General features: G+C 40.9%; 22 protein-coding genes. 11 read left to right on the top strand and 11 right to left on the bottom strand.

The window, feature by feature from the left end:
- Nucleotides 1–2 precede the first annotated feature (2 nt).
- Both WC222_10465 and WC222_10460 read left to right on the top strand, forming a co-directional pair.
- Nucleotides 3–1,454 (top strand): NADH-quinone oxidoreductase subunit M, encoded by a 1,452-nt coding sequence (locus WC222_10465; GenBank protein ID MFA6916808.1) that lies wholly within the window; start codon nt 3–5, stop codon nt 1,452–1,454.
- Nucleotides 1,451–2,896, top strand: coding sequence for an NADH-quinone oxidoreductase subunit N (locus tag WC222_10460; protein ID MFA6916807.1), 1,446 nt, complete (start codon nt 1,451–1,453; stop codon nt 2,894–2,896). The genes WC222_10465 and WC222_10460 overlap by 4 nt, the downstream gene beginning before the upstream one ends.
- Nucleotides 2,897–2,908: 12 nt before the next feature.
- Here the strand turns inward: WC222_10460 and WC222_10455 are convergent, their stop codons facing one another.
- Both WC222_10455 and WC222_10450 read right to left on the bottom strand, forming a co-directional pair.
- Nucleotides 2,909–3,574 carry a class I SAM-dependent methyltransferase gene (locus WC222_10455; GenBank protein MFA6916806.1) on the bottom strand — a complete coding sequence of 222 codons (666 nt, stop codon included), beginning with the start codon at nt 3,572–3,574 and terminating at the stop codon, nt 2,909–2,911.
- Nucleotides 3,571–5,145, bottom strand: coding sequence for a hypothetical protein (locus WC222_10450; GenBank protein MFA6916805.1), 1,575 nt, complete (start codon nt 5,143–5,145; stop codon nt 3,571–3,573). The genes WC222_10455 and WC222_10450 overlap by 4 nt, the downstream gene beginning before the upstream one ends.
- A gap of 258 nt (nt 5,146–5,403) precedes the next feature.
- On the opposite strand from WC222_10450, the gene WC222_10445 reads away from it, so the two are divergent.
- Both WC222_10445 and WC222_10440 read left to right on the top strand, forming a co-directional pair.
- On the top strand, nt 5,404–6,477 hold the full coding sequence (locus WC222_10445) for a hypothetical protein (GenBank protein MFA6916804.1): 1,074 nt from the start codon (nt 5,404–5,406) through the stop codon (nt 6,475–6,477).
- Between the two features lie 73 nt (nt 6,478–6,550).
- Entirely contained in the window at nt 6,551–8,143 is a 1,593-nt protein-coding gene (locus tag WC222_10440) for a peptide chain release factor 3 (GenBank protein MFA6916803.1), read from the top strand.
- Nucleotides 8,144–8,218: 75 nt separating this feature from the next.
- Here the strand turns inward: WC222_10440 and WC222_10435 are convergent, their stop codons facing one another.
- Nucleotides 8,219–9,205: a proline iminopeptidase-family hydrolase gene (locus WC222_10435; protein MFA6916802.1), complete on the bottom strand. Its 987-nt coding sequence runs from the start codon at nt 9,203–9,205 to the stop codon at nt 8,219–8,221.
- 81 nt (nt 9,206–9,286) lie between these two features.
- Entirely contained in the window at nt 9,287–10,120 is an 834-nt protein-coding gene (locus WC222_10430; protein ID MFA6916801.1) for an SDR family oxidoreductase, read from the bottom strand.
- 104 nt (nt 10,121–10,224) lie between these two features.
- Between WC222_10430 and WC222_10425 the strand changes: the two genes are divergently transcribed.
- Nucleotides 10,225–10,479 carry a hypothetical protein gene (locus WC222_10425; GenBank protein MFA6916800.1) on the top strand — a complete coding sequence of 85 codons (255 nt, stop codon included), beginning with the start codon at nt 10,225–10,227 and terminating at the stop codon, nt 10,477–10,479.
- 16 nt (nt 10,480–10,495) lie between these two features.
- On the opposite strand, the gene WC222_10420 is transcribed toward WC222_10425, so the two are convergent.
- Nucleotides 10,496–11,380, bottom strand: a complete 885-nt coding sequence (locus tag WC222_10420) for a LysR family transcriptional regulator (GenBank protein MFA6916799.1) — start codon at nt 11,378–11,380, stop codon at nt 10,496–10,498.
- 97 nt (nt 11,381–11,477) lie between these two features.
- Here WC222_10420 and WC222_10415 point away from each other — a divergent pair, with 97 nt between their 5' ends.
- Nucleotides 11,478–11,978 (top strand): hypothetical protein, encoded by a 501-nt coding sequence (locus tag WC222_10415; GenBank protein MFA6916798.1) that lies wholly within the window; start codon nt 11,478–11,480, stop codon nt 11,976–11,978.
- A 57-nt stretch (nt 11,979–12,035) separates the two neighbouring features.
- On the opposite strand, the gene WC222_10410 is transcribed toward WC222_10415, so the two are convergent.
- The gene (locus WC222_10410; protein ID MFA6916797.1) at nt 12,036–12,845 is read right to left on the bottom strand and encodes an alpha/beta fold hydrolase; all 810 of its coding nucleotides are present in this window, start codon (nt 12,843–12,845) and stop codon (nt 12,036–12,038) included.
- Between the two features lie 159 nt (nt 12,846–13,004).
- On the opposite strand from WC222_10410, the gene WC222_10405 reads away from it, so the two are divergent.
- Nucleotides 13,005–13,832 carry a carotenoid biosynthesis protein gene (locus tag WC222_10405; protein ID MFA6916796.1) on the top strand — a complete coding sequence of 276 codons (828 nt, stop codon included), beginning with the start codon at nt 13,005–13,007 and terminating at the stop codon, nt 13,830–13,832.
- 114 nt (nt 13,833–13,946) lie between these two features.
- Here WC222_10405 and WC222_10400 read toward each other — a convergent pair whose 3' ends face one another.
- Both WC222_10400 and WC222_10395 read right to left on the bottom strand, forming a co-directional pair.
- Entirely contained in the window at nt 13,947–14,270 is a 324-nt protein-coding gene (locus tag WC222_10400) for a DUF952 domain-containing protein (GenBank protein ID MFA6916795.1), read from the bottom strand.
- 3 nt (nt 14,271–14,273) lie between these two features.
- Nucleotides 14,274–15,227: an alpha/beta hydrolase gene (locus tag WC222_10395; GenBank protein ID MFA6916794.1), complete on the bottom strand. Its 954-nt coding sequence runs from the start codon at nt 15,225–15,227 to the stop codon at nt 14,274–14,276.
- A 306-nt stretch (nt 15,228–15,533) separates the two neighbouring features.
- Here WC222_10395 and glgX point away from each other — a divergent pair, with 306 nt between their 5' ends.
- Both glgX and treY read left to right on the top strand, forming a co-directional pair.
- Nucleotides 15,534–17,675, top strand: coding sequence for a glycogen debranching protein GlgX (gene glgX / locus WC222_10390; protein ID MFA6916793.1), 2,142 nt, complete (start codon nt 15,534–15,536; stop codon nt 17,673–17,675).
- On the top strand, nt 17,665–20,310 hold the full coding sequence (treY, locus tag WC222_10385; GenBank protein MFA6916792.1) for a malto-oligosyltrehalose synthase: 2,646 nt from the start codon (nt 17,665–17,667) through the stop codon (nt 20,308–20,310). The genes glgX and treY overlap by 11 nt, the downstream gene beginning before the upstream one ends.
- A gap of 18 nt (nt 20,311–20,328) precedes the next feature.
- On the opposite strand, the gene ade is transcribed toward treY, so the two are convergent.
- Entirely contained in the window at nt 20,329–21,963 is a 1,635-nt protein-coding gene (gene ade, locus WC222_10380; protein ID MFA6916791.1) for an adenine deaminase, read from the bottom strand.
- A gap of 122 nt (nt 21,964–22,085) precedes the next feature.
- Complete coding sequence (locus tag WC222_10375) at nt 22,086–22,847, bottom strand: MerR family transcriptional regulator (GenBank protein MFA6916790.1); 762 nt, start codon at nt 22,845–22,847, stop codon at nt 22,086–22,088.
- A 210-nt stretch (nt 22,848–23,057) separates the two neighbouring features.
- Between WC222_10375 and WC222_10370 the strand changes: the two genes are divergently transcribed.
- On the top strand, nt 23,058–23,987 hold the full coding sequence (locus WC222_10370; GenBank protein MFA6916789.1) for a hypothetical protein: 930 nt from the start codon (nt 23,058–23,060) through the stop codon (nt 23,985–23,987).
- Nucleotides 23,988–24,266: 279 nt separating this feature from the next.
- On the top strand, nt 24,267–24,947 hold the full coding sequence (locus WC222_10365; GenBank protein ID MFA6916788.1) for an outer membrane beta-barrel protein: 681 nt from the start codon (nt 24,267–24,269) through the stop codon (nt 24,945–24,947).
- A gap of 119 nt (nt 24,948–25,066) precedes the next feature.
- Here the strand turns inward: WC222_10365 and WC222_10360 are convergent, their stop codons facing one another.
- Nucleotides 25,067–26,206, bottom strand: coding sequence for an ABC transporter substrate-binding protein (locus tag WC222_10360; GenBank protein ID MFA6916787.1), 1,140 nt, complete (start codon nt 26,204–26,206; stop codon nt 25,067–25,069).
- Nucleotides 26,207–26,398 lie beyond the last annotated feature (192 nt).

Here is a 26,398-nt window from a genome sequence, read left to right as displayed (position 1 = left end):
AAATGCCCTACTTAATGTGGTTGTTTATTATTCCTATCATTGCAGCCTTAAGCGTTTTCCTGCTAAAACCCTTGTCAGGCAGACCTCTGAAGATCATTGCAGTCCTTCTCAGTTTAATTCCTTTGGGGATGCTTATAGCTAAACATGACACTCTCCTAGGGGCTTCAGTAGAGTATCCTTGGTTTCCGGCGTTGAATATTAACTTTAACCTGAAGATAGATGGGATTTCATTAATTTTCCTCTACTTATCTGCAATTATCATCCCTATCAGTCTTCTAGCTACACGCAGTAAATTCCTCATCCATCCACACACTTTCTATGGCTTAGTTTTATTTCTCGAAGCTTTCCTTATAGGATTTTTCACTGCGCGGGATCTTGCTGTTTTCACAGTCTTTTGGGAAGCGATGCTAATCCCCCTTTATTTCATCATCAGCATCTGGGGCGGGCCAAAACGCTTTTCTGCAGCCCTGAAATTTCTAATTTATATGATTGCAGGATCCGCGCTAATGGTGGCAGCTGTCTTAGGGCTATACTTCCTAGCCGGGACATTTAATATGGATGCCCTACGCCCCATAGCAAATAATGCCAAATATGCAGAAATTCTTTTTGCTGTCTTTATGCTGGCTTTTGCTGTGAAAACGCCGTTATTTCCATTTCACGCATGGTTGCCGGATACTTATGCTTCAGCCTCGACTTCAGGTACGATTCTGCTTTCAGCAATCTTATCCAAGGCAGGAATCTATGGTGTCCTAAGAATAGGGATGGAGCTATTCCCTAGAACCCTTCATGAGTGGAGTCCACTATTGCTCGGCCTGGCCATTGCAGGAGTTCTCTATGCAGCATTCGCTGCATGGATGCAAAAAGATTATAAACGACTGATAGCCTATTCCAGTCTTTCCCATGTTAACTTTGTCTTAGCCGGGCTCTTCATCATGAGCCAAACTGCATATGAAGGTGCTGTCTTACAGGCTTTTAATCACGGTATCACTATTGCAGCTTTATTCCTTGTTGCGGGTTGGCTTGAAAACCGCTTAGGTACAACTTCCATGGATGAAAGCAGCGGAGTAGCAAAATACTTCCCACAACTATGCTGGCTAACACTGTTCTTCGTCGTTTCATCGGTGGCGGTTCCGGGAACGAATAATTTTGTGGGAGAAGTCCTGATTTTTCTTGGGCTTTTCTTGCAAAATGGCTGGCTGGCCTTCATTTTGGGACTTTCCATCATTTTCTCAGTCGTATATATGCTGCGATGGATGCAAAAGGTCTATTTCGGTCACCCCTCCCAAGCCAAAAATAATTGGAAAGATATCCACTGGAAGGAGCTAGCTATTGCAGCGCCTCTTGCAGCTCTGACATTATGGATTGGTTTTTACCCTCAGCCAATCCTGAATAAGATTGAACCTGCTGTAGAAAATATTGTTACAACGTCTACTACCCCCTCGAGGCAGCGATGAATATATCTCTTCACTCTGTTGATTTTGCAGCGCTCAGTCCTCTGCTTATTCTTCTCCTAGCTGCATTGGCTCTGCTGCTTATTGAAAGTATCTCTGAAGCTTTTTCGAGGAAATACTCTGCCTATTTCTCCCTTTTTGCTATCGCGGCTGCTTTCACTGCTGCGATCTATGCTCCCTATAGCACTAACCCTTTGTTAACACCTTGGTTACGTTTTGATTCCATCAGTGTGTTTTTTAATTTACTTTTCCTTGGAGTCGGATTCGGCGCCGCTTTGTTGGCTGACTCATTCTTCCAACGCTTTCACGCTACACACGGTGAATACTATTTCCTACTGCTGTCCGCTCTCTTCGGCCTTTTACTTATTGGAGGCTCTGCCGATTTCTTAACCTTGTTTATCGGGCTAGAAACACTTTCAATCGCATTATATATCCTCTGCGGCTACATGAAATTATGGGATATATCCCATGAGTCCTCGCTAAAGTACTTTCTTATGGGTGCTATCGCCGCCGCTTTTTTATTGTACGGCATTGCACTCATCTACGGCGCTATAGGCACAACTCAATTTGGTGGGCTGATGCCGGGCTATCAGTCTCTAGCATCGACATACTCCAAAGTACTATTCATGAGCGGTATAGGATTTGTCACCCTCGGATTAGCGTTTAAAGCTGCTATCGTTCCTTTCCATGTCTGGGCGCCGGATGTGTATGAGGGAGCACCCACACCTGTCACTGCATTTATGTCTGTAGGAACTAAAGCTGGTGCTTTTGCAGCTTTTACACGTGTATTTTTGGAAGGTTTACCAAACTTCAACGTGGAATGGTCATACCTTCTCTCCATCTTGGCCATCCTTACTCTTGTCTATGCTAACTTTTTAGCCCTGCGTCAATTCCAACTAAGGCGCTTCTTTGCATATTCAGGAATTTCCCATGCAGGCTACATGTTAATGCCTTTTGTTGCAGGAACGCCTGATGCTTTATCAGCGCTTATGTTCTACTTAGTCGTCTATTCGTTAGCGACCTTAGGATGCTTTGCAGTATTGTCTTTTATTGACTACCGTAAAGAGGGCATGCTCATTAGCGATTTAAACGGTCTTTTCAGGCATTCTCCTACATTGGCAGTGATTCTTATCGTATGCTTGCTTACTTTAGCAGGCATTCCTCCCACAGCAGGTTTTTTTGCGAAGTTCTTTGTGATTAAGACGGCTTTTGAAGCAGGTTATTACGTTTTGGGTATCGTTGGACTGGTTATGACGATAGTGGCTGCATACTACTATTTACGGATTATCAGCGCAGTCTTTACGGAAGAAAACACACACGAAAGACAGATCCAGATGTCGTGGCCTGCTGCATTGACCGGCATCATTGCTTCTCTAGGGATTGTTCTGCTGTCGATCTATCCGGCTCCACTCTCACACTTGATTACGTATGCCTCTAGGTTTTGATTAGGGTACGCCCTAATCTTTTCTTTGGGTTTCAAGCTTTATTATCGCTACACCCGTTCCTAAAGCAGCATAATTGATTGCTGAATATCCCTGCGAACGGATCAATTCTAGCGTTATTGCGCAGGGTCTTCCCGGACCTGTTTCATGCAAAGTAATGGTGCCGTTTTTTGACATGTAGGGGAGATAATCTAAAAAGTCTTTCAATGCCCCCATAGTCGACCTGTCTGCGTCGATATGTAAATAGTCGATCTCCCACTCCTTGGCCTGATTTAAAGCTACATTATGCGTAGTATCCATAATGATCTCTACTTCAGGATACTCTTTCCTAAATAAGGAATCCTTTCTTTTCCATGAAGGCTTTCCCCATTTACTTAGCTCTCCGTCTACAAGAATTGTTTTAGAATTTGTTAAATGAAGGTCTCGTTGCGCTTGCCGCATTACGCGAGGCACAAAACCATCACCTGAGCCTAAACAAACACAATTTTGATATTTGTTCGCATAAACAATGGCATAATAAAACATGGCAGAACCTAGGTCATCACCTTGCGCTCCGTGCAGCACAGACCATTGGGCTTCTTTTGTTAAGCAGTTTTGAATAAAGGAGGGGTTGACCAAAGTCTCCCCACCCCAAAGATTAGGCGTCCATAAGAGAATAGAGGCAAATAGTAACTTTTTCAATTAGGAAGCACGATGGTAACGGGGTCACTTTCAGTTCCCTGGGCATTCACTGAAGTTACAGAATAAAAATAGGAGACGTTCTTTTTTCTATGATGATCTTGATAAGTTGAAGAGGTTGTCGAATTTATCAATACACCATCGCGATAGATATTGTATTTTACAATACTTGTCGTCAGGCTCGGAGTCCAATTTAATATATTCACAATATCAGTCTGAATAAGAAAATGATTCTTCACTTGTTTTCCGGTAAGCTTTTGAGGTGGTTGTATCAGGAGTGAAAATACAGCTTGGACAATCGGATCTGCATCGCCTGCAGCCCAAGCAACCGTCGCTTGTCCGCTAGCATTCATAGATAAGAAGGGTTGGGTAGTGTTTATCTGAGGTTGAGATAACAGTACGGGAGCATTAAGCCAAGCAGAAGTATTTCTATTGAAATATTGGTAATAAACGGCACTGGTTGAATCGTTAAAATTTTGCCAGACAGCATATGCATTACCCACACTATCAGCATCGATGTTTAGACTGAAATAGACATTATCATTTATTTCTAAAATGACAGGAGTTCCCCAAAAGCCTCCCACAGATCGGTTAGCCATAAGTTTATATTTATTAATGTCGAAATTATAAGCTGACCATAAGGCAATGGCATTGCCCTGATCATCTAATACAATCTTTGCATCCGCGATATCTTCATTCACGGGAGGAGAATAAACGATTTGGGGAGCTGTATAGCTTCCATTTATGTAACTAATAGAGCTTAAACCTGCTGAGCTCTGGTTATTCCATAATATGATAGCGTTGCTAGAATTATTCATGGACACATCTAAAAAAGGAGAGCATGTGGAGAATACATCTGTGGAAAGATTTGTAGTCGTCCAGCTAACCCCGTCAAAAGTTGCGGCTTGTAACTGATAGGGGGAAAAATTATACCATGCCGTGATCGCTTTTCCGGAAGATGATCCGGAAAAGGACTGTGTACTCAAAAATGAAGGGTTTACATAAATGTCTTGGGGACTTGACCACCCTCCTGCATACCTATTAAATTGGACATGGTATTGAGATGTATTGTTGTTAAATGCAATCCATGAAACAAGGCCTTTATTAGAATTGTCTAAATTAATTCCAGGGAAAAGACCGCCTTGAACATTAAAGTTTATCGCATCAGTAAGCACTGTGGGACTCTCCCAAGTACTCCCATTATAATAAGTTCCCAGTATCCCTAAATTGGAGGTGTTATTGTCAATCTCCAGCCAAGCTGCTAATCCATTGCCTTGATCATTGACAGCGATAACATTTTCGCATTCATTGGTTCCAATGGGAGTAAACGCTTGAGTACTTTGCACTACGCCTTGAACAATTTTTGCTGTTTTCTCATAGAATGTGCTTAGGTCATCAGAGATGGAGGCGATGACTAAAGCATTCCCTGAAGCATCTAGAGCAATTGCAGGATCATCCACAGACTGAGTTGCAAATATATCGACCGGATCGGTCCAAATAGATAGGAGAGGAGTAAATCCCAACACAAAGCAGGAGGTGGAGAGGTATAAAAAATTTCTGAGCCAATTGTTCATATAAAGATCCATTCTTGAAATGAAATAATCATATGTAAAAAAATATTTAAATTGAAGCGTGAAAAGTGTAAAAAATACTTTTCAATTATTAAATAAAAATCCATAGACTTATATGAAGTAACAATAGAATTTTATACTTCACAACGAATTATATTTTTAATTTAATTAGCCGTATAATATTAATATTTTAATGTTATAATTAATAGTATTTCATGGTATATTATCATGATAATAAAGATTTGTTTACAAGGAAGTAATATGTCTATTGGATCTAACTCACTATTAAAACATGTAAATACACATTATACTATGGTAGGGGCGGAAGCGCTTCAAGTTACTTCTCCTTCACGTCAATTGAGCCCTTTAGGAAACCGTGGAATCAAACGTAAAGAACTTGATAGAGACGAGAATAGCTCTAAGCAATCTAGACGCAATCTTTTTCTTCTTTCGCCTGTTGTTTATGAGACAGATGATATAGAACCAGCACCATTACCCGCTAAAGTTAATGCTTTAATAACAGCTTTAAATTCAGATAGAAAGTTTATATTTTCAAATAATCAGGGAAATACAGTTTCGTCTAGATACCTGCCACCTTCTAAAATTGAAGTGGGCTTTGATCTGCAAACTCAATCTATTGCCCATGCTATAAAATTTGGAAAAAAGAGTGATGGAAGCGATAAAGCTGAACATGAGAAAGATGTTTATAACCTAATATCTTTTCCTAATCAGGGGAAGGATCACAAGGTATGGAAAGGTTTTTGCGAGAAGATAAATAAACATATCGTGGTTAAAGGTTTTATCAAAGCGCCGAGTGATAATAGAAGAATCGCTCTATCCGATGAGGCAAGTTTCAGAAAACTAAACGAGTTTAAAGCTAATCATCCTACACTTGCTTTTCGTGTTGCTGAAATATACTCCAAACCTACTGAAGCCGGTGATTTTATTCTAGAATATGTAGCTCCAGATGAAGACCTCCACGAATACACTTGGATCAACAAAGGCTCATTGGATAAAGTTCCTGTCAAAGGGCGTGAGCTTATTGTGAAACTTGGCCAGATATTAAAAACAATGTGGGATAATAAAGTTGAAACATCCGATTTCAGTTACACTAATGTTGTCATTAAGAACGGTACTTTTGTTGTTATCGACGCAACAGATTATCAAAAATGCACAGAAAAAGATCTTGAAATAGGAATGGATAAGTCTATCAAAGAATTCTCCATAGGAAATCCTGAAGTGGCGACCTACTTAAGGCATGTCGTTTACAGAGAAGAAATCAGTTCTCAAGATGCCGCAAAATTCCAAAAACAGTTAGGCTATATCAAAATATAGATTTATGAAAAATCAATAGCCCTAAAACGGGCTATTGATTCATACTAGCGGCACAAACTCTATTTAAAGACCCATGAACACATCTATTCAAGAAGCAGTCAAAAAAAGACGCACCTTTGCCATTATCAGCCACCCCGATGCTGGCAAAACGACATTAACAGAAAAACTGCTACTTTACTCCGGCATGCTTGTCACTGCAGGAATGGTGAAAGGTAGGAAGGGACGTAAAGCCGCCACATCCGATTGGATGGCAATGGAACAGGAACGGGGAATCTCTATTACCTCTTCCGCAATGCAGTTTACTTATAAAGACACTGTCATCAACGTTCTAGATACTCCCGGCCACGAAGACTTTTCTGAAGATACATACCGTACATTGACAGCTGCTGACTGCGTCATCATGGTTATCGATGCCTCTAAAGGTGTGGAAAAACAAACATTAAAGCTCTTTGAAGTCTGCCGTTTACGACAGATCCCGGTGATGACTTTCATTAACAAAATGGATATGCCCGGCAGGGAACCTTTAGAGTTGATGAATGAAGTTGAAAACGTATTGCAAGTACATTCGTATGCAATGAATTGGCCTATCGGAGGTGGCAAAGAGTTCCAAGGAGTTGTAGACCGCCAGACTAATGAATGTGTATTTTTCACTAAAACTTCCATTGGCGGTGCACAGAAAGCCGGGATTACTCGCTGTCCCCTGAATAGCCAGGAAGCTGTCGATAAATTGGGGCAGGAGGAATATGATAAACTTCTTCAGGAACTTGAACTACTTGAACTCGCAGGCAATCCTTATAACCAGCAAGAATTCCTTGAAGGTCAAGTGACTCCCGTATTTTTCGCCTCAGCCTTAACAAACTTCGGTGTAGAACCCTTCTTTGATGCCTTTATTCACTTGGCTCCTTGCCCGCATGAACGTAAAGCTAATCGTACGGACGGAACTGAAATTGAAGTCAATCCCGTCACTACAGGCTTCAGCGGCTATGTGTTTAAAATACAAGCCAATATGGATAAACGTCATCGCGATAGCATGGCCTTTATACGTATTTGTTCAGGTATTTTTGAAAGGGACCTAATAGTAAAACACTTCCGCACCGGAAAAGAAGTGCGCCTTGCACGTCCGCATGGAATGGTCGCAGGTGAAAGAACCACTATCGATTATGCCTATCCCGGCGATATCATAGGTGTTATCAACCCCGCGCTCTTTTCTATCGGAGATACTATTTCCGTCGCAGGCGGATTTAACTTTAAGCCGCTGCCACAGTTTCAGCCCGAGATATTCGCTAAATTACAGCCCAAAGATATTGGAAAACGTAAGTCTTTCGATAAAGGCATTCTGCAACTGATAGATGAAGGCGCAATACAATTGCTCCGTTCCTTCAAGCAGGACGGTGAGTTGATTTTTGCAGCTGTTGGACAGCTGCAATTTGAAGTGATGCAATTCCGCCTCAAGGATGAGTACTCCGTTGAAACTATTCTAACGCCTTTGCCCTACCAATGCAGTGCGTGGATCAAAGGGGATATAAAGACATTCGCTAAACCGATGAATGCCATGATCGTATTAGACCGCCACGGCAACCCTATGGCACTTTTTGCTAGTCAATGGGAAAAGGGATACTGTATGAAGCAAAATCCCGATCATGAATTAGTGGACGTATTCGTATAAGTTTATCTCACGCAGCCTACGGCTCTCCTTAGTTTCGTGTGCTGCGTGATCTCGAGTATCTCGGTAAGTTGGGTTTTAATGTTTCCCTTCAACGCTATCGATAAAATCATGGAGAGCTTGAAAATAGTTCTCCTGATCGTCATACAAGGCTCCGTGGCTTCCATTTTCGCAAATTTTAACTGTGGCGTTTGGTACTAGTTGCCCCATTCTAATGTTATCTTCAGGACTCATAGTATCATGCCGTCCGCAGATAAATAAGGAAGGTGTTTTTATTGTATGCAGATCATTCCACCGATTCCAATTTCTGAAGTTGCCATTGACGATAAATTCATTCGGCCCCTGCATCGTAAGGTAAACTTGTTTATTTATATGTGCAAAAGCTAAGACGAACGCTTGCGGCCAAGGATCCACAAGGCAGACGTGTTTGTTATATAGTTGTTTGAATAATAATTTTTCATATTCAGGATTTTCGTAGTCTTCTTTATCCTCATAGTATTTCAGTTTATCTTGGACTACTTGTGGAAGTTGCGACCTCAAGTGGCTCAGATAAGTTACATACGAGTCTACACTACCGGTAATATTGGAAAATATGACCCCTCTTAAATGTTTCGGGTAGTTGATTGCATATTCTATGGCAAGCATTCCTCCCCAGGACTGTCCATACAGATAAAAATCCTCTAAACCCAGACCGATGCGCACCTCTTCCACTTCATCGCAAAACCGAGATACAGTCCATAAGGAGGGGTCATCCGGTTGATCTGAATAGTAGGAACCTAGTTGGTCGTAAAAAATGACCTGATATTTGTCACCCGGGAAAAAGTCTGCAAGGCATTCTAAATATTCATGAGAACAACCTGGGCCGCCATGAAGTGTAAGGATTTTGATAGGGCCCTTACCAACACGCTGCGTCCATACACGATAGCCGTTTTTTAATTGTATAAATTCAGCTCCCTCAAGTTTGGAGGGAGGGATATTCTGCTGTTCAATACCTTCAATATCATGAAGTACACTTAAGCAGAGACACGCTGCTACTAAAGAAGAAAAAAATATAGATGCCATCATACGGATCTCCAAAGGTTTTAAGAAAGATCATAAGGAGGTAAAAATATAAGCACTACCGTAACAATTACGGTAGTGCCTTGACTAGTATGAAGTGCTTAATCCGCCGTCAATGACCATATTGATCCCACTGATAAAATCTGACTCGTGAGTAAGTAAAAATTTTATGGATTTAGCGACCTCTTCCGGTTTGGCATGACGTTTTAAAGGAATAGGCTCCACTTCATGAGCAATCTGCTCTTCATGACTTATGCCTAGGCTATGTGCCTTTTTTTCAATGCGCTCATGGTGAAAGGCTGTCAGCACAACACCCGGCGAAAGAGCATTTACACTAATACTTTGCGGACCAAGTTGATGCGAGAGTCCTTTAACATAGGTTGTCCACATCCTTCGAATAATACATGCGGCGCCTGCATCAGGAATATATTGGACAGAAGTTGTTCCGGAAATAACCACAATTTTACTGGGATTTGTCATATGCGGAAGTGCACACTTCAAAGCTTCTAGCGGACCGGTAAATGTTTTTTGAATGACTTCAAGCCAAGTGGATTCTTCCAGTAGTAAATCTTTTCCATATGTCTGAGGACGGGGATAGATCAAAACGATACCCGATAAGGGGAGATTTATTTTTTTTAAATAGTCCTTAAAAGTTAATAGACTATCCTTGTTGCAGTAATCGAGAGTGCAAATTTCATATCTATGCGGGAAGGCAGCAGTGAGCTCTTCCTTAAGCTTGCATAGTTTTTCTCTGTCACGGCCCGTCAAAATTAGGTTGTGAGTCTGACCTAATAATTTCGCAGCGGCAGATCCTAATTCACCTGTTGCGCAAGTTACAACGACTGTTTTGGGTGAGTCCGCGCCTAAACATAGTGTAAAAGGAAACCAAATAATGATTGCAACCAAACGCAGTAATTTCATCTTAAAGCCCTCATTCGTTTGAATAATATAGCGTTATTTACACTTGATTTTTATAAGTATACTACTGTAAAAATTATTGTAATAATTTTAACTAAAAGGTAATCATGCTTAAAAAGACTTGTCTGTTTCTATTGCTAACTTGCGCTTCATTTCCTATCTATGCTGGTGTAACAATAAATAAAGCAGAGGAGAAACAAGTAGGGAGGTACCAGATTATTGTTAAAGGTGATGAACCGCGCTTTTATCTTTTGGATACAGCTACCGGACAAGTTTGGAAATCTAGAGCAAAAAATAATTGGTTGATGCCGGATGCTTGGGAAATATTCATTGATTCCTCCCCAGAATACCCCGTACATTAATTCGATCCTTATTTTTTTAGAAATATTCAGCCCGAATTTTTGGCACAAAATAGTCTATAAAGTGCCTGACTTTCGCTTGCATATGTTTGAAAGGCTGATAGGCTAGGTATAGGGGTTGTTCGCTTGTATCAAACCCCTGTAATATCTCCACAAGTTCTCCAGCATTGAGATAACTCAATACCACGGGGCGGTGGGTTTTTATAATGCCCATTCCCTGTAATGCGCTTTCCGTCATAAGCATACTGTCATTAAAATATAGATAGGGTTTCAATACAATTTCCAGCCCTTGGTCAAATGTTAACACATTATTAGGGTCACGCATGGTATGCGTAATAAAGCGATGTTTTCCTAACTCCTTGGGGTTTTTGGGTATACCGAATTTCTTTAAATACCCGGGCGAAGCACACATAACGTATTTTGTAGATCCAATTTTCTTGATAATGTCATTTGGACCTCCCACAAACCGGTGTCCCATATTGATATCTATTTCTTCTTTTGTCAGATCGGGGATACGCTCAATGTTTTCGATTTTCAGTGTTATCTTAGGGTACTTTTCTAGAAAGCTTGGAAGATGTGGAAATAGGTGGTGTGCTGCAAAATGACGGGAAGTTCCAATTTTTAGCAGGCCTGAAGGCTCTCCACGAACCTTTGAGAAGAGTGCATCCATCTCGTTGATTTGTGCAGAGATTTTTTCAGCTTCGATGTAATAAAGGTGTCCTGCTTCTGTCAGGTTTAAACGGCGTGTAGAACGTATTAACAGTTGTACACCCAACTCTTTCTCTAAAGCATTGATCTGTTTGCATACTGCTGCAGTGGAAATTCCCAGAATACGGCCTGCTGCAGCGAAGCTTGTTTCCTTCACCACGGTAAGAAAGGTAGTGAGATGCTCTAGTCTTTTCATCTTAAACTTCTAGTTAACATTAGTTAATTCATGGACGTATTGTTAACCATATTACAGATGGTTTACATTTATTGTAAATCATCTCAAGGAGTTAACTATGATGTGTTCCATTTCAAAAGTATTATCTACCCTATATTGGTATGGTCAGGAAGCAGCTCAATACATTCCCATGCAAAGCAAGTTTACAAAACATATACAAATGCCAGAAGTTGATGTTCTAAGAAACCCCTTATGCGCACATGTTTTGGGGCAAAGTAAGGTGTTGCTGAATGTAAAAACAACCCGACAGAATGAATCGGTAGCTTTAAGTTTCCATTGCGTATTGAAACATGGACTCCTACCTTTCACCATAAAATTGATTCCGATAGCAGGAACAAACAATGTCCATTTCTATGTGACGAAGGCTAGCCTTCTACGTGCAAAAGGTGTGGAATGCAGTACGTTTGAACATCCCATTAACCAACGACTGCTGGATTACATCACTAAGATGCTTAGGGGTTCCCCCTGTGGAGTCCTTACACCAAGCGGGGAGGAAACGGGTTCCATAGCTTTGGCAGAAGGAATGCCCATCTCCCTCTATGCGCGGGTGCATGAATAAAACTCGTTTACAAAACCATATCCTAGTATAGGAGTTCTCTAAAACCTTATTATTCCCTCAATTGTTCATGCAGGAGTCAATCCACGTTTCAGCTTCTATTAGAACTTCCTCGTAGGAAATAATCTGTGTGTCGTCAGTTTCAGAACGCTCTCTAATACTTAGATAGCATTCCTTACCTGCATTTAACATAGCATTATGGAATTCTATGGCTTCTTGTTCAGAGATCATAGGATTCCCTTTTCTATGAAGTAAGAAAAGGGGGGTATTTATTTTTTCAATATGTTCGATGGCAGATCTGTATTTTAGAGAGGCTAAATCGCTGAAATCTAAATTATAATCCTTTTCTTCAACTTGTTTTCTAAAAGGATCCTCTTTCCCCTGGTGTCTGAGTAGGTCATAGCCGCAGTTGGAACAAACCAAACAACGTATATCGTTTCTTTTAAGGGAAAGTAATAGAGAAGCAAGCCCTCCCTGGCCAAATCCGATCACGCCTAGTTCAGATATCTTTGTTTCCTTTTTAATGTACTCCAGAGCATGGTTCAAAGTTTCAATTGTCAATGGACCGCAGAAGTCTTTTCTTCCATTAGATCTGCCATAACCAGGCATTGAAATAGCTGCGACGGCGTAACCTTTGCTCAACCAATGAGAAAACCATGCGTCTGAAATTCCCTGTAATCCCTTACCAGAGGATCCATGCATAAACAGAAGAAGCTTCTTACATTCTTTAGAAGGTTTTTGGAAATAAACTTCAATTTTCAAATCAGGAAAAGAAGAAGGGATAATGCAAACTTCATGTGCTTCTATTATTAGGAACGAGAACGAGAACACAAAAAGAAGAGATATCAAATAGGGTTTAAGTAAGTTCATAAATAGTTATTGTTATTTTGAAATATAATCATCCTTGAAGAGCCTGTACTTGTCAAGTTCGCCTAATTCAAGCGTGATTTAAGGCGGAAAGTAGGTTTTAACTTTTTACAATACCTAATGGCTGATATAGCTATCTTATAAGTAATAAAGAGGCCTGTGATGAGTCTAGTTAGATGGATTGTTATTATAATTTTTCTTGTCGTAACGGTTATCTCAAGCTTTGATTTGGGACCTAATATCAATGCTATAATGCCAGTACTTTCGGTGATCTCTTTATTTTGCGCCGCCTGTCTACACGGGAAAATAAGGTATGGCCTAAAAAACTTAGCCATATTTTTTATTATCACATGGTTAGTAAGTCATTTTTTTGAAGCGCTTAGTATACAAATAGGATTCCCATTCGGACATTATCACTACGAAAAGTTAGCAGGGCCAAGGCTGTTTGAAGTACCGCTCATTATTATGTTTGCCTATTTCAGTATGGCTTATGTTTCTTGGATTTTATCTACAGTTATTCTCAACCAGTATTTTAAACCTCTACAAGCTGACAAAGTTTTTCTCATTCCTTTTGTCGCCACTTTTATTATGGTTATGTGGGATCTTTGTATGGATCCTCTTTCTTCATCCATCGGATCATTATGGGTATGGAAAGGGGGAGGTTCTTATTTTGGCGTGCCCCTGCAAAACTATTTCGGTTGGTTTTTTGTGGTATATATAATTTTCCAAAGTTTTGCCTTATATATAGCTAAGCATGAATTATACTCAGATGAGCAACACAAGGTTTTCATTCGGAAATCTTTTTGGTTTGAGGCAGTAGCCCTCTATGGAATTCAGGGGCTATTTCAGCTTCTAAGTCCTTTTACGACAGTGGATCATAAAGATATCTACGGTCCCATGGCATTGGTCACAATTTTCACAATGATGTTTGTAACTTTGATTTCATTTGTATTGATCAAAGACTCACGAAAATTAGAGCACACCTACTAAAACGCTAGACTTGCTTCCAGTTCGACTTCATTAGCGGTACTTTTTGACCCAAAGGTTTCTTCATATTTTGCCTACAGCCCAAAGTAATCCCGCCCACATCAGGTTGGAATGCTATTATTCCGTTACCTCAATGATATGTCTGGTCTCTACAATCGCATCCTTTGGAATAGATCCGTCATATAAGTGATAGTACTTATTGCTTCCTCCGGGATTTGCTTCCAGGATAAGCTTACCCTTCAATTTACTCACTTCCAGCTTCAATAGGATATATTCAGGAACATCTTTCCAATATTTGGATGTAATTTTCTCTAGTTGTTCTTGCGTAGATAAATGGATGAATTGCGTGTCGTCCGATGGAAGAGCCACATCTTCTGATGCGGCGCTTCCAGCCCAATTATCTAAAGATAGGATTTTATATAGATAAGCAGGAGGGGTCATCTATTATTGCCTTTGCGTTATTTTTTTTATCCAGCGTGAAATATCATTCAAGGCTTCATTTTTGATGTTTTCATCTAATGGCAGGTCTATAAATCCATGTATGGATTTTGGGTAGCATTTTGCATCTACATCCACACCGGCAGTACGTAACAATTTAGCATATTTTTCACCTTCATGCTTTAAGGCGTCATATTCTGCTGTGATGATAAAGGTGCTGGGAAGTGCTTCAAAGCTGCTAGCTTTTAATGGGGAAGCAAGCGGGTTCTCTCCATCTTGTAGAGATGTAAGATATGCGCCCCAAAAAAACTGCATATTTTCATAGGAAAGAAGTGCTTTATCAGGGCTTTCTTCATAAACTGCACTATTCAAATCATTGCTGAGGATAGGATAGATGAGTAATTGTCCTGCAACTTCAAACTCTTTAGTTTGTTTTACCATTAGTGCTACAGCTGCTGCCAGATTACCTCCTGCGCTTTCTCCGCATAAAAGGATTTTATGCGCATCCCCATTATAGCTGGCTGCGTTTTGCCACAGCCATTTAGCTGAATCATAGCAATCTTCTAAGGGAATAGGGAACTTGTTTTCAGGGGCCAGCCGGTAGTCTACAGAAGCTATGATGGCTCCTGTCTTGTTAGCTAGCTTCCTGCAGATAACTTCACTTTCTTCTAAACTACCGTAGACCCAGCCTCCTCTATGATAGAAGACCAATACAGGCAGCGGTCCTTCACCTTTTGGAATGTACAATCTTATAGCAATGCTCCCATGCCGACCTTCGATTGTTTGATTCACAACCTTAGCAACAGGCTCTAAATGCTCAAGTGGTAATGCAAACATTTCCTTTATTGTTTGCCTTTGTTCTGAGAGTGTAAGAACAGATAATGAGGCAAAGAGTTTTGCAAATCCCTCAAGGAAATTACTTGTTGTTGTATCAAGAGTAGAAATTTGGGAAGAATTCATTGATTAAACCTTTTATTTGATCAGTATAGCCTCCCCAAGTGATTTTAAACAATGTAAGCCTTATATATTAGTCATACTCAAAGGTGCTTTTATCAGCAAAGACCTCATTCCATTCAATAATGAGATAACTAGAATTCATTTTGAATATAGAAATGGCTTGAAGACTTTTTTTTAAATAGTTTATTTGACGCATTTCAGCAAGTGTGAATAATAAAAAATTTTAAAATTTATGCCGGGGAGATAGATTATTCTATTCCCTCTTGCAAATAAATTTATGCCTAAATCGCTTTTAAGGGATGTTCTTCTATGGTTTCTACTCTCGATACTGATAAAAAAACAGCAAATGATCAGAAATTATTTCCCGGTACGCCCTATCCTTTAGGCGCCACATATGATGGTTCAGGAACTAATTTCTCCATTTTTTCAGAAAGAGCCGAAAAGGTGGAGCTATGTCTTTTTGATGACGAAGGGAATGAAACACGTATTGCAATGCCAGAAGTTACCGGTTATTGCTGGCATGGTTATTTGCCAAAAATTAAACCTGGACAGCGTTATGGATATCGTGTGCACGGTGCCTGGGATCCTGCAAATGGACAACGCTTTAATCCATCTAAGTTACTTCTTGATCCTTATGCCAAAGCTATTGATGGGGAGATCCAATGGAATGAAGCCGTCTTCCCTTACCATTTCGGTAAAAATCCGGATGTTAAGAATGAGCTAGACAGCGCTCCCTATATGCCGCATTGCGTTGTGCATCAGCCCTATTTTGATTGGACAGGTGATAATAAACTACAGATGCCTTGGCACGAGACAATTATATTAGAGGCACACGTCAAAGGATTCACCATCAACCACCCGGATATCCCGGGAGATATGCGCGGAACTTATGCCGGACTTGCACATCCCGTTGTTATTGAATATCTTAAAAAATTAGGTGTTACAGCCATCGAGCTGATGCCGATCCATTATTTTATCCATGATAAACACTTATTAGAGAAAGACTTAAGGAATTATTGGGGGTACAATTCGATTGGGTTTTTTGCACCACATACCGGATATGCTGCAGATAAGTCCCCGGGTAGTAGCGTAAACGAGTTTAAGGAGATGGTTAAAAAGTTCCACCAGGCAGGAATCGAAGTGATTCTAGATGTGGTCTATAACCACACGGCTGAGGGTAATCATATGGGGCCCTTGCTATGTTTCAAGGGAATTGATAATTCATATTATTACAGACTGACCCAAGACTCACGCTATTATATGGATTACACAGGGACAGGAAACAGCCTTAATATGCGCAATCCGCATGTCCTGCAGCTACTCATGGACTCTCTTCGTTATTGGGTTCTAGAAATGCATGTAGACGGCTTCCGTTTTGATCTAGCCTCCACACTAGCACGAGAACTTCACGATGTGAACAGGCTTTCAGCCTTCTTCGACCTTATCCAGCAAGACCCAGTCATCAGCCAAGTCAAACTGATTGCTGAGCCTTGGGATGTAGGCGAAGGTGGATACCAAGTTGGAAACTTCCCTCCCGTATGGTCCGAATGGAATGGTAAATATCGCGACTGCGTGCGTGACTTCTGGCGTGGCAACGACCAGACATTAGGGGAATTTGCCTCGCGTTTTACTGGCAGCTCCGATTTATATCAAAATAACTCCCGCCTGCCCTTTGCAAGCATAAATTTCATTACAGCACACGACGGCTTTACCCTGACAGATCTAGTTTCGTATAATGAAAAACACAATGAAGCCAATACAGATGAGAACGGTGATGGCGAAGGCTATAACCGCTCGTGGAATTGTGGTGCTGAAGGTCCTACCGATGATGCCCAGATAATAGAATTTCGCAGCCGTCAAAAACGCAATTTTTTAGCGACTTTGCTCCTTTCCCAAGGGGCACCTATGATCCTCGCAGGAGATGAACTTGGCCGTACTCAGCAAGGAAATAACAATGGCTATTGTCAAGACAATGAAATCTCCTGGCATAACTGGGAAAAAGCAGACAAGGATTTAATAGAGTTTTGTCAGAAGCTCATCCAATATAGAAAAAACCATCCAGCCTTTAGACGCCGAGGTTGGTTTCAGGGGCGTCAGATCCACGGAAGTGATATTCACGACATCGAATGGTTTTCTGTGACAGGAAATAAAATGGGCTCAGAAGATTGGGGAACAGGATATATCAAAGCAGTAGGTCTGTTTTTAAATGGCAAAACGATACCAAATCCTAATGTCAGGTCAGAAAGTGTTATAGATGATAATTTTTATGTTATCTTCAACGCCTCCGGCGAGACGCTAGAGTTCATATTACCCACCAGTGAGTGGGGAGAACAATGGATGAAAGACCTGGACACTGCAGAAGGATGGCTGGAGAACGGACCGAAATATCTAGCCGCTGAGAAGATCACGGTCAAAGACCGCAGCTTAATAGTGTTGCGTAATGCAACCTGAACCTAGGGCTACATATCGGTTGCAGTTGCAGCCGGGATTTGGATTCGATCAGGCAGCAAAACTCATCGGATATTTGGTTGATTTAGGCATCAGTCATATGTACCTTTCGCCCTGCTTACAGTCGGCAAAAGATAGTACACATGGCTATGATGTCGTAGATCCTAGCCATGTGAATTTTCAGCTTGGAGATGCAGACTCCCATCAACGTTTATGTGAAGAATTGCAAAAGGCCGGCCTTGGTTTGATGCTAGATATAGTTCCTAACCATATGGCCATCGAAGGCAAACAGAATCCTTGGTGGTGGGATGTGCTTGAAAATGGTTTTTCCAGCGCTTTTGCCACATATTTTGATGTGGATTGGGAGGCATCGGAAAAGCGCTGGTGTAACAAAATCCTTTTACCTGTACTAGGAGACCATTACGGGAGGGTTCTGGAAAACGGGGAGATAAAGCTTTTACGTCAAGAAGGGTCTTTCATCATCCTCTATCAGGACCATTCCTTTCCAGTAGATCCTTCCAGCCTAGCAGAATTGATAAATAATGCAGCCAAGACCTCTGGGTCCGAGCAGCTTGCTTTCTTAGCAGAAAGCTATACCCATCTTCCTAAAGCAACAACGACCACACGTCAAGAAGTAGAACGCCGACATCGCGATAAGACAGTGCTTGCAAGTATGCTAGCAAAACTTTGCAATGAAGAACCTGAAACGAATCAAGCGATAAATCGTGAAATAGAGCGTATAAACAATGATCCTGATGCTCTGGATGCTTTTATCGACCATCAGAACTATCGCCTAGCCTTTTGGCGGACAGCAAGCAGAGACTTAGGGTATCGACGGTTTTTTGATATCAAAGATCTGGTGGGACTCAGATGCGAAGATATAGATGTTTTTAATGCAACCCATGCCTTGCCCATCGCATGGTATTCGAAGGGGTGGGTTCAAGGGCTGCGTGTAGACCATCCTGATGGGCTCCGAAATCCCTCTGAATATTTTATCCGCTTGCAGAATGCCTGCACCGGAGCATGGGTTGTGGCTGAAAAAATATTAAAACCGGGTGAGAGGCTTCCCTTAGATTGGAATATTGCAGGGACTACCGGATACGATTTTGTTAACCTTATCACAGAGCTGTTTATTGATCCTCAAGGAGAACAAGCCCTCACGCAAACCTACCAAGATATTACAGGGGAGAACATCCCTTTCTGCACAAGGGTAGCATCTTCCAAGCGCTTGGTCTTAAAAGGATTGTTTGGAAGCGAGCTAAATAGGCTGGCTACTCTTTTTGTGGAGGTATGCGAAAAGCATAGAAGACACCGCGACTATACACGTTCTGAATTATATGAAGCCCTATGTGAAGTTGCAGTAAACTTTCCGGTATATAGGACATATGTTTCATCAAATAAAGGGGAAGTTTCTAAGGAAGATGAAAAGTATGTTAACGAGGCAATCCAAGGGGCTTTAGCAGAGAAACCTGATCTTGACCCGGAACTATTCAATTTCCTTAAAGAGATCCTCCTTTTAAAGGTGGAAGGACAGCTTGAAAATGAACTTGCCATGCGATTTCAACAACTTACCGGTCCTGCAATGGCGAAGGGGTTTGAGGATACGGTTCTATATCGTTATAACAGATTAATCGCCCTTAACGACGTCGGTATGGAGCCTAGCATATTCGGCATCACGCTTAAACAATTTCATGATACCTGTCAAGAACAGTCTCAAAGGCCCTATTCCTTGCTTGCCACTACCACGCACGATACAAAACGGAGCGAGGATGTCCGTGCAAGACTAAGCTTGCTGTCGGAAATTCCGGAACAGTGGGACACTGCTGTAAAAAGATGGTTTAAGCTTAACGAAAATTGTCTACAAGAGGGCGTGCCGGATAGAAACTTGGAGTATTTTATCTACCAAACCCTTGTCGGAGCATGGCCTATTAATAAAGAGCGTCTTGAAGAATATATTGAAAAGGCTATGAGGGAAGCAAAAGAGCATACATCCTGGACTCAACCCCACCAAGACTATGAAAATGGCGTGAAGCAATTTATTAGCGCTGTCCTGCAAAATGAGAGCTTTTTATCGGAACTGAAAAGATTTGTAGATGTACTGGAAAAGCCGGGAAGAGTGATTGGATTGGCGCAGACATTAATTAAACTCACAGCTCCAGGAATACCGGATATCTTCCAAGGAAGCGAACTCTGGAATATGACGCTAGTTGATCCTGACAATCGTCGGAAAGTAGACTTTGAATTACGCCAAAATCTCTTGAGTGAATTGAAAAATCTTTCAGTTGAACAGGTCTTGGCTAAAATGGATTCTGGACTGCCTAAACTTTGGTTGATAAAGAAAGTATTGCATTTCAGAAAGGAAAATCCAGACCTATTCAATGCAAAAGGAACCTATAAGCCCCTATGGGCTAAAGGCAAAAATGCCGATCACGTTGTCTCCTATATGCGGGGTGATTCAGCTGTAGTTATTACACCACGTTTAGTTCTGCAACTGAATGATGAATGGGGGGACACCTCCCTCGACCTACCCACAGGTTCGTGGCATAGTGTATTGACCGGAGATAAATTCCAGGGTGGAATAGTTACGCTGCAAGAATTACTGCAGCATTTTCCGGTGGCGTTATTACAAAAAGTATAATTAAGCCTAAGCATAGGGCTAGATATATAGAGAAGTCGGCTGGAATTTCGTTCCATCAAATAACCCCTTATCACTTAGTTTAAGTGATGGAATCACCAGCAACGCCATGAACGACAGTGTCATAAAGGGCGCCCCTAATTTCGTTCCCAGTTCTTTAGCTTTCTGGTCTAAGGAAGCGTACAATTTCGCTATGGAGTAACCGTCCTTTCCACTCATAATCCCTGCAACAGGAAGGGGTAGCACTTCTTCCTTGCCATCGTAAGCAATAGATATACCGCCTTTATTTTTAATGATCGCATTGACTGCAATGCATATATCTTTATCAGAAGTGCCGACAGCAATGATATTATGCGAGTCATGTGCAATGCAAGAAGCTAAAGCTCCTTTTTTCAGACCAAAGCCATGAATGAATGCAACGGCAACAGGTGCGTTTTTATAGCGGTCTACCACAACTAGTTTGAGAATATCTTCTGCCACATCTACGGTAAGAACCCCGTTTTCTACTTTTGCTTCTACGTTGAGTTTATTAGTGATCAATTCGCCATCCAGAGCTTGAATCACCTGAATCTTTCCATGCGCACCTTTGAGTACAAATTCATCCTCGGTTTTAAGGGACACATCAAACTTATTGACGATTTCGTTTTCAACCGAGGGGATGAGCGTTTTGCCTTTCTCTGCAACTAACTTCCCTTGAATATAGGTTTGGAGAACATTAAAGTCTTTTAAGTTATCTACAACAATAAAATCAGCAGGCTGTCCCGTTTGTAGAAATCCAACGTCCAACTTGTAATGTAAAATAGGGTTATAGCAAGCACAGCGAAGTACATCCATTGTGTCATAGCCGTGTATGTTGATAGACCGCTTCACAAGTTCGTTAATATGACCTTTTACAAGTTCATGCGGATGCTTGTCATCACTGCAAAACATGACTGAACCTGGATGTGATTTAATAAGCGAATGGAGAGCCTCATAGTTTTTTGCTGCAGACCCCTCTCTAATGATGATCTTCATGCCATATTTGAGTTTGTCCAGCGCTTCTTCTAAAGTATAGCATTCATGATCCGTGGAAATACCGGCAGAAATATATCTCTCAGCATCAGCCCCCTTTAAGCCGGGAGCATGGCCATCTACAGGTTTGTTTAGCTTTTTAGCCACTTCGATCTTGCCCATGACGAGCGGGTCGCGGGCTAAGACTCCAGGATAGTTCATCATCTCGCTTAAATACTTTAACTTATCCTCTTCGAATAGATGGCGGATTTCTTCTGCAGTTATGGTATCTCCTGCCGTTTCAAACGTTGTTGCAGGGACGCAGGAAGGACAACCAAAGAAAAAATGAAAAGGGACTTTGCTTCCGTTGCGTATCATGTAGCGCACGCCTTCAATACCCAGGACATTCCCGATTTCATGCGGGTCGGATACCGTTGCAACTGTACCATGAGGGACAGCGAGCCTTGCGAATTCCGAAGGGACCAACATAGAGCTCTCCACATGGATATGCGCATCAATGAAGCCGGGGAGGATGTATTGTTGAGTCGGAATATTATCAGCAGGTGTGATGGAGGTGATTTTTCCGTTACTAACAGTTACAGTTCCAGGGAAAATCTTCCCGTTGACTACATCTACAATGTTTCCGGATAGAGAAAAGTTTTCCATGAGTTTTTCTTTATGTTTTTGATACAGAAGGAAATTAACTCATACGACAACAGCAGAATTTGATAAAGCACTATTGTTATTCAAAAATACGACGCTTAAACCGGTATAAGCGTCGTTGGAATTTATAAACTTTTCTCTGCATAAATCTTCATAGAACTAGCAAAGAAAGGCAGCAAATCAGGATGAAATTGATCAAACCATGGACGATAGTCAGGCATATCTAAGTATAGCTGCGCTAATCCTATGTAGGATTCGCGGTTGGGCGTCCAAAATTGCTGTATCCAAGAGTAATGCTTTGCTATTACTGCTTGGACTTCACTAGAAGAAGGGGATTTATTCTTTTCCATCCACTTAACTACTTCCTTATGGAAAGTTTGAGCTTCTTCTTTCATCGTTTGCCATTCATCTTTTGACCAATGCTTTGATTTACTTTTGCACTGATCAATGACAGTTTTGAATTTCTCACCGCCATACTCCCTCAGTTGATTTTCATAAGCCTCTTGTCTCTCGGGACTGAATCCTTCGTATAAATCTTTAGCAGCCATTTCTTTCTCTCCTTTTAGATGTTTAATGGTACTATCGATGGTATTGATCAGCCTTTTTGTCTTTTCCAGTTCATTTCTTAGATGTTTCCGGTGCGTATTTAAGGCAGCGATCTTATCGAAATCGCTACGCCCTAAGACTTTACTAATTTGCTTAAGCTCTATACCCAGCTCACGGTAAAACAATATCTGCTGCAATATCAGCAACTGTTCGTCTTCGTAATAGCGGTAGCCATTAGCGCCGTGATAGGCCGGTTTAAGCAGATCGATTTCGTCATAGAACCGCAAGGTGCGGATACTGACTCCGGATAATTTAGCTAATTGATTCACTGTATAAGGCATGATGTCCTCCATCAATACCACTAATTGTAGAGAGTGACGTAACGTCAGGGTCAAATGGTATTTTTCTTAAAGTGTGAAAAGAATTAAATATTAATGTGTAAGCGCTTAATAACCAATGGGTATTTGAATAGTTTTATTGAATGTTTTCAGGTTTATAGCTATATTTCTTACAATCTTAATTTACGAATGTTCACACATCAAGGATGACAAATGCCTTCAGGATCTCTAGCACTCTCTTTTTCCCATTTTATTAACAATTCGGATTTTTTAAATCCTAGAGATGTAAGAACTAATAGTAAGCATTTAACAAATATCAGTCCCGATTCAGTCTTCAAGACAATTATGGATAATAATATTCCATTAGTTGAGAATAACGCTTCCTTGCTGAGGACAATTCCCGCATTTGCAGTAAAGGTTCTATGCGCTTACAGTGCTGCAGTGACTGTGGCTCCGATAGGACTGGTCTTCAATGGTGTGGGAACAGTTGTAAATATTGTAACAGGCATACTTTATGTTATACCTTATGGTATAGGATTTAGGAATGGAGCGCTAATTTGTGGGTTAGAAGCATCTATAAAAAATATTTCCTACTACGCAAGAGGCTGTTTTGCCGATATTGCCTATTCTGCAACTATAATTCCGCCACTCTTTGCATTTTACTGCAGTAAAGAAGCATTGGTAGCTAAATTAATATTTAGTGGTTTAACACTCCTTGTGACCAAAATTATTCAATCGCCTCAAATCCTTTCCCCAAAAATTCGTAGAGGCCTAGTACTAAAGCAAGAACTAGGAATCGCTGATAAAAATGGTAATGCCATTCCTGTGAGGACAGGGTTAAGTATTGATAGTTCCAAAAGAATAAGCGGACCTTTAATAGATCTCTATCAGCGGCACATTAAAGACCTAAAATACGGTGTGAACCTCATGTTCACTTCAGCGGATCAGGTTAAATTTAATGTTTATAAATTAAATGATTCAAAAGTCAGTAATACCTTAAATATTTGTTTGGTTTTAGAGAATTTCATTAAAGGTATTATTTTTAATCCAGTCACTCATTATGCCTATAACTTCAGGGGAGAATTAGAGCCATACACAACAGGTGATGTGGTTGATATCCCTGCATTAATCAGATCTGCTTAACTAGTAATCCTATGTTGGTGACCTGCTGGGAAGGATGCAGCGAAAGCCAACATAGCGTTTATTATGCGAGCTGCCATAATCTTCAGGTTTTATAGATTCATCCCCAATGAATCCGGCTGACATACACAAATGCTTAGCTGCTTCATTGGTTTTCCATGCGATAAGCTTACCGTCTTTTACGTTTTATCCCTTACCTAACTCATGTAAATTAAATTTAAAACTTATTGAATTTTTTTTCTCATTGGAGCATTTTCTATTATTATTTTGCAGGGGATTTAGATGAAGAATTTCTTTTTGTTGATGATCACAATATGCATGATTTCCATTAGTGGCCCTGCCCAGGCAGAAGAATTCATTTTCCATATGGAAGACCTCTACGATGATTCACAAGACAATAGTTCCTATTTTGAGCTGTTATTTGGAGGCAACTTTCTTGTAGGTGCTTCTGGAACCGATGATGAGTTTGGTTTTGACTATAGGTATAATAACGGATATATCGCTTCAGGTTCATTAGGATACCGTTGGTGCCATGGGATACGTTGGGAATTTGAATATGCCTATCGATGGAACAAAATTAAGGAGATAAAGATTCCTTGGTGCAATTTCCCGGGTTGTGTCTTCCCTGGCTGCAATAACCCTTGGCATAAAAAGAAACCTAAAGGTGAAAACTACCGCAATTCATCGCTTATGGTCAATTTGCTATGGGACATCCCGCTAGAGGATTTTGGAATCTGCACATGTATTACACCTATTTTTGGCCTAGGTGCAGGCTATGATCTTCAGCATGCTTTCGAAGATTCTAAGAATGGCTTCGCGTGGCAAGTCATTGTTGGTGTAGGCTATCGTTTAACACCTTGCACTAATGTTTCAATAGAATACAAATGGCATGGCGGGCCTCTGACGTACATCTTCAACCATTCCGTCGGCCTAGGCATAACCTATACCATTTGCAGCGAGTAAGTCGATTATCTCCGTCGCTTGTGGTAAGCAAAGCTTGTCCTAGTATAGGAATACGGCGGCTTATCACAACTTTAATAGCCCTCGATTTATCGAGGGCTATCTGTCTTATATAATGCCTACTATTCTCTAATATATTCCTGTGCTAGAGAGGTTTCACCCTCTTTAATCTGCATGATCCACACAGGTTTATTAGGATTATGTTCTGAATGTGTGAAGGTGATTTTACCTGTGGCACCAGGGAAATCCTGGGTCTCTTCAAGCCGTTTAAGAAGAGTTGTAGAGGTAGCGTGTTGTGTTTGTTGAATTGTTTGTAAAATAAGATTTGCAGAATCAAAACCTAAAGCCGCAAATGAATGGGTAGGTGCTGTTTGATAAGCTTGCGAATAAAGCTTTAAGAAATTTTCTATAGCAGGGTCTTTATTTTCGGTACTTAACCATGCATGAGTTGTATACCAAACATTATTGCGTGCTTCGGTCTTTAGCGTAGGAGTATCAAAGCTATCTCCTCCGATGACCGGGAGTTTAACACTCGCAGAACGCAATGAAAAAAGAATCTCCCCAATACAGTCGGGCAAGGTTGCAAGATAGATAAAATCAGGCTGTATTTCTAGCGAGTGGATCTTTTCACCTATTTCTTTAATCGAACAACCGCCTTCGAAAGATTCTTCTAGAACAATCTTACCGCTGATCTTTTCAAAATAGGATTTAAAATAAGATCTTAATCCGCGAGTGTAGTCAGATGTATTATCCCACACTATCGCGCAAGTTTTGCCAAATGTTTTAGATCCAAATTCAGCAGCTGCTTCAGCCTGCAAATTATCACCAAAAGGAGTTAGAAAGACGTAATTTGAAAATTTTGAAGGCAAGGTAGGATCAGTAGCTCCTATGGAGAGGAAGGGTACTTTGGATTTCTCAAAGGCTTTGCCGGCTGCATAGATCGAATTATTATCGGTAAACCCTGCTGCAATATCGACTGTTGGAGCAATTTGCTCTGCTAAGTACTGTGTTAATTCTAGATTGGATTTAGCGTTAACAATCTTAAGAAATATGCGCTGGGTAAGGTGCGGAGGAGCAGTCTGCCACCCAAGTAAAAAACCGTTTAATGCTTGCTGCCCTAAAGATCCTTGCACGCCATTTAGGTCGATAAATACTGCAACTTTAATATCGCTATTTTTGGTTAATCCTTCGCTTTGGCATCTGTGCGGAGGGAGCAATAAAACTGCAATAATGAATAAGAAAAAGAGCGGAAATTGTCTCATTAGGACTCCTTATGAATCAAAGCTTTGATATAAGAGAATTTGCGCTGTTTGTCTAACATTAAAAGACACTCCTATCAAGAGCGTCTATGGGTATTGCATATGCACCTTTCTAGGTATTGAAACCCATAAAGTCCTTCCTTCTAAATGAGTAACTACCACGCTGCATCCACAGTAATTGAAGCAGAAGACGGG

It is taken from the genome of Parachlamydiales bacterium (assembly GCA_041671045.1).
Lineage (GTDB): Bacteria > Chlamydiota > Chlamydiia > Chlamydiales > JABDDJ01 > JABDDJ01.
The sequence above is the reverse complement of the archived record's forward strand: the minus strand, read 5'-3'. Positions and strand labels throughout refer to the sequence as shown.